The 10,099-nt window shown below is 71.4% G+C and carries 11 protein-coding genes; 4 read left to right on the top strand and 7 right to left on the bottom strand.

Translation table 11 applies throughout. The features are described 5' to 3' along the window. Window positions 1–15 precede the first annotated feature (15 nt). The 5 genes from CWN80_RS13380 to CWN80_RS13360 all read right to left on the bottom strand — a co-directional run bounded on the left by CWN80_RS13380 (window position 16) and on the right by CWN80_RS13360 (window position 4,529). A complete protein-coding gene (locus CWN80_RS13380; RefSeq protein WP_007929366.1) occupies window positions 16–996 on the bottom strand; it encodes a co-chaperone YbbN in 981 nt (326 codons plus the stop codon). 33 nt (window positions 997–1,029) lie between these two features. Further along, entirely contained in the window at window positions 1,030–2,007 is a 978-nt protein-coding gene (locus CWN80_RS15445; RefSeq protein ID WP_007929365.1) for a hypothetical protein, read from the bottom strand. Continuing rightward, a complete protein-coding gene (locus tag CWN80_RS13370) occupies window positions 2,004–2,642 on the bottom strand; it encodes a hypothetical protein (protein WP_128277422.1) in 639 nt (212 codons plus the stop codon). Before CWN80_RS13370 ends, CWN80_RS15445 begins: the two co-directional genes overlap by 4 nt. 107 nt (window positions 2,643–2,749) lie before the next feature. Then, window positions 2,750–3,052 carry a thiamine-binding protein gene (locus CWN80_RS13365; RefSeq protein ID WP_007929363.1) on the bottom strand — a complete coding sequence of 101 codons (303 nt, stop codon included), beginning with the start codon at window positions 3,050–3,052 and terminating at the stop codon, window positions 2,750–2,752. A gap of 13 nt (window positions 3,053–3,065) precedes the next feature. Continuing rightward, window positions 3,066–4,529 carry a serine/threonine-protein kinase gene (locus CWN80_RS13360; protein WP_007929362.1) on the bottom strand — a complete coding sequence of 488 codons (1,464 nt, stop codon included), beginning with the start codon at window positions 4,527–4,529 and terminating at the stop codon, window positions 3,066–3,068. Window positions 4,530–4,631: 102 nt separating this feature from the next. Between CWN80_RS13360 and CWN80_RS13355 the strand changes: the two genes are divergently transcribed. Together CWN80_RS13355 and CWN80_RS13350 are read left to right on the top strand one after the other, a co-directional pair. Then, window positions 4,632–5,186, top strand: a complete 555-nt coding sequence (locus tag CWN80_RS13355; RefSeq protein ID WP_007929361.1) for a hypothetical protein — start codon at window positions 4,632–4,634, stop codon at window positions 5,184–5,186. A 1-nt stretch (window position 5,187) separates the two neighbouring features. Beyond that, the gene (locus tag CWN80_RS13350; RefSeq protein WP_007929360.1) at window positions 5,188–5,406 is read left to right on the top strand and encodes a hypothetical protein; all 219 of its coding nucleotides are present in this window, start codon (window positions 5,188–5,190) and stop codon (window positions 5,404–5,406) included. Window positions 5,407–5,609: 203 nt separating this feature from the next. Here the strand turns inward: CWN80_RS13350 and meaB are convergent, their stop codons facing one another. Both meaB and CWN80_RS13340 read right to left on the bottom strand, forming a co-directional pair. Then, a complete protein-coding gene (meaB, locus tag CWN80_RS13345; RefSeq protein WP_007929359.1) occupies window positions 5,610–6,572 on the bottom strand; it encodes a methylmalonyl Co-A mutase-associated GTPase MeaB in 963 nt (320 codons plus the stop codon). Between the two features lie 2 nt (window positions 6,573–6,574). Continuing rightward, complete coding sequence (locus CWN80_RS13340) at window positions 6,575–7,771, bottom strand: acetyl-CoA C-acetyltransferase (RefSeq protein ID WP_007929357.1); 1,197 nt, start codon at window positions 7,769–7,771, stop codon at window positions 6,575–6,577. A 211-nt stretch (window positions 7,772–7,982) separates the two neighbouring features. Between CWN80_RS13340 and mce the strand changes: the two genes are divergently transcribed. Both mce and ccrA read left to right on the top strand, forming a co-directional pair. Continuing rightward, entirely contained in the window at window positions 7,983–8,414 is a 432-nt protein-coding gene (mce, locus tag CWN80_RS13335; protein ID WP_007929355.1) for a methylmalonyl-CoA epimerase, read from the top strand. A gap of 279 nt (window positions 8,415–8,693) precedes the next feature. Beyond that, window positions 8,694–10,034, top strand: a complete 1,341-nt coding sequence (ccrA, locus tag CWN80_RS13330; protein WP_202865254.1) for a crotonyl-CoA carboxylase/reductase — start codon at window positions 8,694–8,696, stop codon at window positions 10,032–10,034. Window positions 10,035–10,099: the final 65 nt, after the last annotated feature.

Here is a 10,099-nt window from a genome sequence, read left to right as displayed (position 1 = left end):
TGGGGTGGGGCGGGGTCAGAAAAGGGCGCTCATCAGGCTGGTCCGGCCCTTGCGCACCCGCTCGTCGTGGTTGCCGACGACGGCGAAGAGGTCGAGCAGGTGGGCCTTGATGCGGTCGCGCTCCTCGGCCTGCGTCACCCGGACGAGGTCGATGAGTCGGGTGAAGGCATCTTCCACGTGGCCGCCGAGCACGTCGAGGTCGGCGACGACGAGCGCCGCCTCCACGTCGGAGGGGTCCCCGGCCGCGCGCTCCCTGGCCTGCTGCAGGTCGACCCCGCGGGTGCGCTTCATGAGCGCCACCTGCGCTAGACCGAGCTGGGCCTCGGTGTCCTTGGGGTTGGCCGCGATGGCCTGCTCGTAGGCGGCCGTCGCCGCGTCGAGGTCGTCCCGCTCGATGGCGTCGTAGGCCTCCTGGTGCAGGGGCGGCAGCTCCTCCTCCGCCTCGGGCGCCGCGCCGCCGCTGACGCGGCCGGTCACCCCGTGCTGCACGGCGACCTGGAGCAGCTGGTCCAGGACCTGGCGGAACTGCTCCTTGTCGACCATCCCGGTGAAGAGCGGGACCGGCTGACCACCCACGAGGCCGAGCGCGACCGGCACCTCGGGCGGCTGGATCGCGGACATGATCCCCGGGTTGGTCGCCACGTCGAGGCCGACGACCTGCAGCCGGCCCTCGAGACCGGCAGCCAGGTCGATCGCGTCGTCGAGCAGCGCCCGACTCTGCGGGTGCTGGGAGGACCAGACGATCGCCACGGCGGGGACGACGCTCGTGCGGCTGACGACCTGGTTGAAGGTCGCGTCCGTCGCCTCGACGACCGGGCCGTCGATCGCGCCGCCGGCATCGGCGGCCTGCCCCGCAGACTGACGGGGCGCGGCGGAGGAGGGTGCAGCGGCCGGCTGACCGGCTCCCGCCGAGGTCGGCGGCTGACCGGGTCGGGCCGCCCCTCCGAGGCTGGAGAGGTCGACGGCTCCACGCAGTGCTCGGGTCGGATCACTCATGGGGCCATTGTCCCCTACCGGCGCGGCGGGCGATCACCTGCCCTTGGCCGACTCCAGGACGTCGCTGGCGCCGACGACGCGCGCCTTGCCCTCCGGGGGCGTCACGAAGGCCACCGTCTCGGCGTGCTTGACGGTGAGCGACTTCTTCACGGACGACCGGTCGATCTCACGCTTGAGCGCCGGCTGCTCGATCTTCAGCTCCTTGAGCTTGGACGTCGCCGTGATCGTGTCGGTCCGCGTCATCGGCAGGAAGGTCAGCGAGCCACCGTCGGCGAGCTCGAACTCGACGCTCTGCCCGTCGGCGATCGCCTGGCTCTGCCGGTAGGTCGCGAGCTTGCCGAGGTCCTTGGCCGTCGCCTTGGCGTTCTTCTTCAGGGCCGCGGAAAATCCGTCGCTGACGGAGACGTCGGCGGGCGCCTTCGACGCGGGGTAGGCCACGCCCTTCGCCCACGCGTCGGCCGCGGCGGTGACGTCCTGCGAGGGAGCCTTGGACACCTTGACCGGCGAGCCCTCCTCGATCGGGGCGAGCGCCGGCACGCTGGCACCGGAGGCCATCGGCACGTCCGCAAAGAGCGTGTACGGCTTGTCGACGGCCGGGGCGACGAGCACGTGGAGGTACTGCACGTCATCGGTCTGCGAGGTGGCGAGCACCGCGCGCGGCCAATCGGTGCCGCGGCTGACCGCGAGCACCTTCAGGCCGTCGATCGTGTCGTCGCTGCGGCTGGTGCGGTCCTTGGTCTCGACGGCCGCCTCGACCTCGCGCAGCGCCGGGCCGGAGAGGACGTCGGCGCGCGCGGCCTCGCCCTTCTTGTCCGAGGCCCGGCTGACGTCGACGGCACCGGTGATGACCCGGTCGGCGACCTGGTCGGCGGCCTGCGAGGAGATCGAGGCGCCGCCGCTGTCCTCGGCCGGCGCGTCGTGCACGCCGGCGATCGAGGCGCCGAGGCCGCAGCCGCCGAGGGCGACCGGCAGGGTGACGAGGGTGATGACGAAGGGGGTGCGACGGGTCATGCGCGCTCCTCACGGGTCGTGCGGGAGACCCGCGAGCGGATGACCCCGGCGAGGCCGGACCGGACGAGCAGGACGATGCCGGCGGCGAGCAGCAGGAGGCCGACGACGAGGGTGACGAGGGCGGTCGTGCCCCAGCTGCCGTCCTCGACGGTCATCGTCACCGACTCGATCTCGCTGCCCTCGGGGGCGGCGACGACGAAGGCCTGGGGGGCGTCGGCCTGGTCGACGGTGCGGGTGATCTCCCCCTTCGCGGCGGAGGACTGCTGCCAGATGTCCAGACCGGCGGGGTCGATGGCCTCGCCCTGACCCTGGTCGGTGGCCGTGAGGGCCCAGTCGCTGACGTCGACGCCGGCGACCTGCGCGCGCTGCGCGTCGCCGAAGAAGGCCTCGACGTCGGAGGGGCGGGCGGTGCCGACCCACACGTCGCCCGAGCCGGTCGCGGTGATCTCGACCGGGTGGTCGACGCGGTTGAGCACGTCGGGCTCGAGGACGACGACCCGCTGGCCGGGCTCGGCAGTGAAGGTGGCCGTGCCGGAGGTGCCGAGGTGGGCGAGGAACCACGCCCCGACCACGGCGGCCACGAGGCCGACGAGGGCCAGGAGGGCGCCGGCCACGCGCTGGATGAGCATGCTCACGTCGAGTGCTTTCGGTCAGACATCAGGGGGTGTCACCGAACAGGCGACGTCCCACCATGACAAAGGTCGACCGAATGTCACAAATCGGTCACGACTGCGACCGTGGCTCAGTCGCCGGCGAGCAGCCCCTCGACGCGCTCGACCTTGGCGGTCATCTGGCCGGTGTGCCCGGCCCGGATGTCGGCCTTCATCACGAGGCCGACGCGGTCGCCGTAGGGCTCCATCGCGTCGACGCACGCCTTGACGACGGCCATCACCTCGTCCCACTCCCCCTCGATGGTCGTGAACATCGAGCCGAGGTCGTGGGGCAGCCCGCTGTCGCGGACGACACGCAGGGCCGCGGCCACCGCCTCGGAGTAGGAGCCCCGGTCGTCGGGCGACGAGGGAGCGATCGAGAAGGCGAGCAGCACGGGGACCTCCGGGTCACTTGGTCATGCGGAGCCGACCGTCGACGCGCTCGAGCACGTAGGTGTGCGTCTCGACGCTCTTGTCGCGGTCCTTGGGGTGGTAGGTGAGGGTCACGGTGACCTCGCGCGCTTCCTCGTCGACCGTGATGTCGCTCGTCTCGACCGACTCGATACCGCTCCAGAAGTCGTCGTAGCCGGCACGGTCGGTCTGGCGCGACGGCGCGAGCATGTCCCACGCGGCGTCACGGTCGGAGGTCACCGTCGAGAAGTAGTCCTCGACGAAGGTGCGCCCCTCGTCCTCCGTGATCCCGTCGTCATCGCTCTCGCTCGACGAGCTCGACGAGGGCTCGGTCGTCGTCGAGCTCGACGACGGCTGGCTTGACGTGGACTCGCTGGGCGGGGGGTCTTCGCTCGTCGACACCTCGGTCGTGGTGCTCGACCCGCCCGGCGACCCGCTGTCGTCCCCGCGCGAGGCGGCGAAGGCGATCGCGGCCACGACCAGGGCGACGAGAACCGCGGCGAGCAGGACCCACAGCCACCCGACTCCGCGGCGTGGCGGCAGCCGGTAGGGGTCCTCGGTCGCAGCACCACCCGGGACGAAGGGGGCGCTCCCCCCGTGGTCGGGTGCCGTCGCGACGGCCGTCGGGGCCGCACCCGCAACGGCACCGGAGCCGCCTGCGGCGACGTCCTCGAGCCGACGCAGCACCTGGCTCATCGTGCCCCGGCGGGCCGGGTCGCGGGAGAGCATGTCGGCGAGCACCGGCTCGAGCGGCCCCGCACGCTCGGGCCGCCGCGGCGGGTGGGCCGCGATGCTGCGCAGGGTGGCCAGGGCATTGCCCTGGGGTGGGTAGGCGTCCTTGCCCTCGACGGCGAAGTAGATGACCGCTCCGAGGGCCCAGACGTCGGCGGCCTCACCGTGGTGACCGCCCACGGCGACCTCGGGCGCCATGTAACTCGGGGTGCCGGTGACCATGCCCGTCTGGGTCAGCTGCTCGTCGCCGCCGGAGCGCGCGATGCCGAAGTCGCCCAGCTTGGGTCGACCCCCGCCGATGAGGACGTTGGCCGGCTTCACGTCGCGGTGGACGATGCCCGCCCGGTGTGCCGCGGCGAGCGCGCCGGCGAGCTGGGCGCCGAGGTCGGCCGCCCCCTTCGGCGTCATCGGGCCGCGCTCGCGGATGGCGGAGGTCAGGGTCGGGCCGGCGACGTACTCCATGACGAGCCAGGGCGTGCCCTCGTGCTCGGCCACGTCGTAGACCGCGACGACGTTGGGGTGGTTGAGCGCGGCCGCGGCCCGGGCCTCGCGCATGGCGCGACGGGTCTCCCCTTCGCTCTCGCCCGGGAAATCGCCGATCTGCTTGGCCGCCACCTGGCGCCCGAGCACGGTGTCCCGGGCCAACCACACGGTGCCCATCCCGCCACGACCGATGGGCCGCACGGTCTCGTAGCGGCCACCGATGAGCTGGGGCGTGGTCTCAGTCATGTCCGGGCCAGCGTAGATGCTCGCGTGCGGCTACCGGCACGTAGACTGCCGCCCGCAGGCGTCCGCCTGCTCCATCGTCGTGTCCTACAGGGGGATCCCGCCATGTCGTACCCAGCTCCGCCGCCTCCCGGTGGCGCCGGTCAGCCAGACCCGTACCAGGGCACGCCCTACGGGGCCGGGCCGGCGGGTCCCGCGCCGAAGAAGGACAACACGCTGCTGTGGATCCTCGGCATCATCGGCGCGGTCATCCTGCTGTGCTGCTGCGGTGTCGGTGGCTTCTTCCTCTGGGCCGCCAACGAGGCGGACGACGTGGTCTCGAGCTACTCCTCCTCGGCCAACTCGTCCAAGAATGCCGACGCCGCGAGCGCTCAGGTCATCGGTGAGGGCAGCTCCGCCACCGTCGACGGCGCGGCGATCCGGCCCGGGTGGTCCGAGTCCGGCGGCGACATCTCGGGGCTGGCCGTGCGCAACGACAGCGGCTCCTCCGACTCCTTCTACCTGACCTTCTACTTCATGAAGGACGGCTCGGTCGTCGAGGACATCGTGTGCACGACCGACTACCTCGACGCCGGTGCGACGGACTACTCCGCATCGTGCGTGGGTGCCTTCGACGACCTCGGCGACGTCGACGAGATCCGGGTGCGCGAAGGGGTCTGACGTGCGGGTCGTCATCATGGCAGCCGTCGCCGGTGTGACCCTGCTCGTCGCGGCCGCCGTCGCGGCCGTCGTCATCGTGGCCGGTGGCTCGGGCGGGTCGGAGACGACCTCGACGGGCACGAGCGACCTCGACGGGATGGCCTCTTCGACGGATGCCTCCAAGGCTGCGGGTGCGGCCGAGGGTGAGCCCGTCGATGGGATCCGCGTCAGCGTCGAGTGACCTGAGTGGTGGGCGGCAGGCCGGCGAGGCCGACCTGCCCCCACCCCCGCCACCGCATTTCCCTAGGGAGATAACCAGTCCGGTGGTGATTTGCCTAGGGAAATTCGGCCGTCCCGCCCCGCATTGCCCTAGGCAGATGACAGGTCCGGTGGTGATTTGCCTAGGGAAATGCGCCCGACGAGCCCTGGCAGTACGCCAGACGGCTACAGACCGAGGGCTCGGCGCAACTCGTGCGCCGCGGCGAAGGGGTCCGTGGCACCGTCGACGACCCGCCCGGCAAGCGTGTCGAGCGCGCCCCCCGAGCCCAGATCACCGAGTCGCTCCCGCAGGGCGGAGACGACGAGCGCGGTGATCTCGTCGCGGGCGCGGGCGGTGCGGCGCTGCCGCAGGGTCCCGCTCGAGGCGAGCCACGACAGGTGCTCGCGCAGTGCGTCGACGGTCTCGTCGACGCCCGTGCCCTCCAGCGCGGAGGCCCGCACCACCGTGCGACGCCAACCGCCCGGGGCGGCGCTCTCCCCCATCTGGATCATGTGGCGCAGGTCCCGCACGGTCGCGTCGGCACCGTCGCGGTCGGCCTTGTTGACGACGAAGACGTCCCCGATCTCGAGGATGCCCGCCTTCGCCGCCTGGATCCCGTCGCCCATGCCGGGCGCGAGCAGGACGAGCGTCGTGTCCGCCGCCCCGGCGATCTCGACCTCGGACTGACCGACGCCGACGGTCTCGACGAGGATCGTCCCGAAGCCCGCCGCGTCGAGCACCCTGATGGCCTGCGGAGCCGAGACCGAGAGCCCGCCGAGGTGACCGCGGCTGGCGAGCGAGCGGATGTAGACCCCCGGGTCGCTGGCCGAGTCGTTCATCCGGATGCGGTCGCCGAGCAGCGCACCTCCGGAGAAGGGCGACGAGGGGTCGACGGCGATGACGGCGACCTTTTCCCCCTTCGCCCGTAGGGCACGCACGAGCGCGTCGGTGGTCGTCGACTTGCCGACGCCGGGGGCGCCGGTGATGCCGACGACGTGGGCGCCGCCCGTGTGGGGGGCGAGCGCTGCCATGACCTCGGGCAGGGCCGGGTGCTGGTCGTCGACGAGCGAGATGAGTCGCCCGACGGCACGCGACGTCCCCGCCCTGGCCTCCTCGACCAGGACGGGGACGTCGATGCTGCGGCTCAAGCTCAGGCGCTCGGCACGCGGATGATCAGGGCGTCACCCTGACCACCGCCACCGCAGAGCGCGGCCGCACCGACGCCGCCACCGCGACGCTTGAGCTCGTGGGCCAGGGTGAGCACGACGCGGGCACCGGAGGAGCCGAGCGGGTGACCCATGGCGATGGCGCCACCGTTGGGGTTGACCTTGTCCTCGGCCAGGCCGAGCTGCTGCGCCGAGGCCAGGCCGACGGCGGCGAAGGCCTCGTTGATCTCGACGACGTCGAGGTCGGAGGCGGAGATGCCCTCCTTCGTGGCGGCAGCCTCGATGGCATTGGCCGGCTGCGCCTGCAGCGTGGAGTCGGGGCCGGCGACGACGCCGTGGGCACCGATCTCGGCCAGCCAGGTGAGGCCGAGCTCCTCCGCCTTGGACTTCTTCATGACGACGACGGCGGTCGCACCGTCGGAGATCTGCGAGGCCGAGCCGGCGGTGATGGTGCCGTCCTTGGCGAAGGCCGGACGCAGCTTGCCGAGGGACTCGGCGGTCGTGTCGGCGCGCACGCCCTCGTCGGTGTCGAAGACGACCGGGTCGCCCTTGCGCTGCGGGATCTCGACCGGGACGACCTCGTCGGCGAACTTGCCCTCGGCCCAGGCCTTGGCGGCCTTCTGGTGGCTCGCGGCGGCGAAGGCGTCCTGCTCCTCGCGGGAGAAGGCGGAGTCGTCGGCGTTCTTGGCCTCGGTGAGCGCGCCCATCGCCTGGTCGGTGATGACGTCGTGCAGGCCGTCGTAGGCCATCGAGTCCTTGAGCTTGGTGTCGCCGTACTTGATGCCCTCACGGCTCTTGGGCAGCAGGTGCGGGGCGTTGGTCATCGACTCCTGGCCACCGGCGACGACGATCTCGAACTCGCCGGCGCGGATCAGCTGGTCGGCGAGTGCGATGGCGTCGATGCCCGAGAGGCAGACCTTGTTGACGGTGAGGGCCGGGACGCTCTTGGGGATGCCGCCCTTGATGGCCGCCTGGCGGGCCGGGATCTGGCCCTCGCCCGCGGTGAGGACCTGGCCCATGATGACGTAGTCGACGTCCTCACCCTTGACGCCGGCCTTGTCGAGGGCGCCCTTGATGGCGAAGCCGCCGAGGTCCGAGCCGGAGAAGCCCTTGAGCGAGCCGCTCATGCGGCCCATCGGGGTGCGGGCCCCCGCGACGATGACGGTGGGGTCGGTGGACATGCGTTGGCCTCCGGGGTGCGTGTCGGGGACGGCGCCGCAACGGCGCCGTGTCTTGCCCGTCACCCTAGCGACGCGGACGAAGGGAGGGCAGTGCACCCCGGCGTGGGGCCCGTCACGACTGGCGCAGTCGTCTCGTCCGACCCGCCCGGGTGGGGCAGGCCACAGGCGGAGGGGGGCGCGGCGCCCCCCTTCGCCTCTCTAGGCTGCGGGCATGACCGATCTCTTCACCGCCATCGACCACGTGGGCGTCGCCGTGCCCGACCTCGACGAGGCCATCGCCTTCTACCGCGACTCCTACGGCATGGAGCTCGCGCACGAGGAGACCAACGAGGAGCAGGGCGTGCGCGAGGCGATGATGCGCGTCGGCACCTCCGGCTCGTGCATCCAGCTGCTCGCGCCGCTCTCGCCCGAGTCGACGATCGCGAAGTTCCTCGACCGCAACGGCCAGGGCATCCAGCAGCTCGCCTACCGCGTCGAGGACATCGACGCGGTGTGCGCGACGCTGCGCGAGCGCGGTCTGCGCCTGCTCTACGACACCCCCAAGCGGGGCACGAGCAACTCGCGGGTCAACTTCATCCACCCCAAGGACGCGGGCGGCATCCTCGTCGAGCTCGTCGAGCCGGCGGCCGACGCCGCGCACTGACCGGCCCCGGACGAAGGGGGTTGGGCGCCGCGACGGCGACCCACCCCATTCGTGCTGTCGGCTGGTGAGAGACGTCACGAGCCCGCCAGCGGGCGTCGACCGAGGCCGACGGCGACGATGGTGTGCAGCAGTCGCCGCTCACGGTGCGGGTCGGCCGCCACACCGACGGTGTGAACTCAGTCATGAGACCGCCCCCCGCATCGCCGCGACGACCTAGGTTGCACGCAGACGTACGACCGACCCCATCCCCACGAGGCCGAGGAGCCCATGCACATGGCAATCGACCAGATCCGCGACGCGATCCTCTCCGGTGACCGCAGCGAAGAGACCTACGCCAACCTCCCCCTGCCGGACACCTACCGTGCGACGACCGTCCACAAGGACGAGGTCGAGATGTTCAAGGGGCTGAAGAGCCGCGACAAGGACCCGCGCAAGTCGCTGCACATCGACGACGTGCCGATCCCCGAGCTCGCCCCCGACGAGGCGCTCGTCGCCGTCATGGCCAGCGCGATCAACTTCAACACGGTGTGGACCTCGATCTTCGAGCCGGTCTCGACCTTCGGCTTCCTCGAGCGCTACGGCCGTCTCAACAAGTACTCCAAGCGTCACGACCTGCCCTACCACATCGTCGGCTCCGACCTCTCCGGCGTCGTCCTGCGCACCGGCGGCCACGTCTCGAAGTGGAAGCCCGGCCAGGAGGTCGTCGCCCACTGCCTGTCCGTCGAGCTCGAGGACGCCGACGGCCACGACGACACGATGATGGACCCGCAGCAGCGCATCTGGGGCTTCGAGACCAACTTCGGTGGCCTCGCCGAGCTGGCGATCGTCAAGGCCAACCAGCTCATGCCCAAGCCGGAGCACCTCACCTGGGAGGAGTCCGCCTCCCCCGGTCTGGTGAACTCCACCGCCTACCGCCAGCTGATCTCCAAGAACGGCGCCGCGCTCAAGCTCGGCGACCGCGTGCTCATCTGGGGCGCCTCGGGTGGTCTCGGCTCCTACGCGACGCAGATGGCGCTCGCGGCCGGCGCGACCCCGATCTGCGTCGTCTCCTCCCCCGAGAAGGCCCAGATCTGCCGCGACATGGGCGCGGAGCTGATCATCGACCGCAATGCCGAGGGCTACAAGTTCTGGAACGACGACAACACCGAGCAGAACCCGAAGGAGTGGCAGCGCCTCGGCAAGAAGATCCGTGAGCTCACGGGCGGCCACGACGTCGACGTCGTCTTCGAGCACCCGGGCCGCGAGACCTTCGGTGCGTCGGTCTACGTCACCCGCAAGGGCGGCAAGATCGTCACCTGCGCCTCGACCTCGGGCTACATGCACGAGTACGACAACCGCTACCTGTGGATGAACCTCAAGAGCATCATCTCCAGCCACTTCGCGAACTACCGCGAGTCGTGGGAGGCCAACGAGCTCATCAACCGCGGCCTCGTCCACCCGACCCTGAGCAAGACGTACGCGCTCGAGGAGGTCGGCCAGGCGACGCTCGACGTGCACCACAACAAGCACCAGGGCAAGGTCGGCGTCCTCGCCCTCGCCCCCGAGCCGGGCCTGGGCGTCACCGACCCCGAGAAGCGCGCCAAGTTCGAGAAGCAGATCAACCGCTTCCAGGCGGTCTGACCCGCCTCGACCTTCACCACCCGCACGAAGGGGGCTGTACCGGATCCTTCGGTTCACATGGTCCT

The organism is Janibacter hoylei PVAS-1 (assembly GCF_004025845.1).
Classification (GTDB): domain Bacteria; phylum Actinomycetota; class Actinomycetes; order Actinomycetales; family Dermatophilaceae; genus Janibacter; species Janibacter hoylei.
The sequence above is the reverse complement of the archived record's forward strand: the minus strand, read 5'-3'. Positions and strand labels throughout refer to the sequence as shown.

Coding starts and splice junctions, on each gene's coding strand:
- CWN80_RS15445 (WP_007929365.1), bottom strand. CDS start 2,007: ATGACCCGTCGCACCCCCTTCGTCATCACCCTCGTCACCCTGCCGGTC.
- CWN80_RS13380 (WP_007929366.1), bottom strand. CDS start 996: ATGAGTGATCCGACCCGAGCACTGCGTGGAGCCGTCGACCTCTCCAGC.
- CWN80_RS13360 (WP_007929362.1), bottom strand. CDS start 4,529: ATGACTGAGACCACGCCCCAGCTCATCGGTGGCCGCTACGAGACCGTG.
- CWN80_RS13355 (WP_007929361.1), top strand. CDS start 4,632: ATGTCGTACCCAGCTCCGCCGCCTCCCGGTGGCGCCGGTCAGCCAGAC.
- mce (WP_007929355.1), top strand. CDS start 7,983: ATGACCGATCTCTTCACCGCCATCGACCACGTGGGCGTCGCCGTGCCC.
- CWN80_RS13340 (WP_007929357.1), bottom strand. CDS start 7,771: ATGTCCACCGACCCCACCGTCATCGTCGCGGGGGCCCGCACCCCGATG.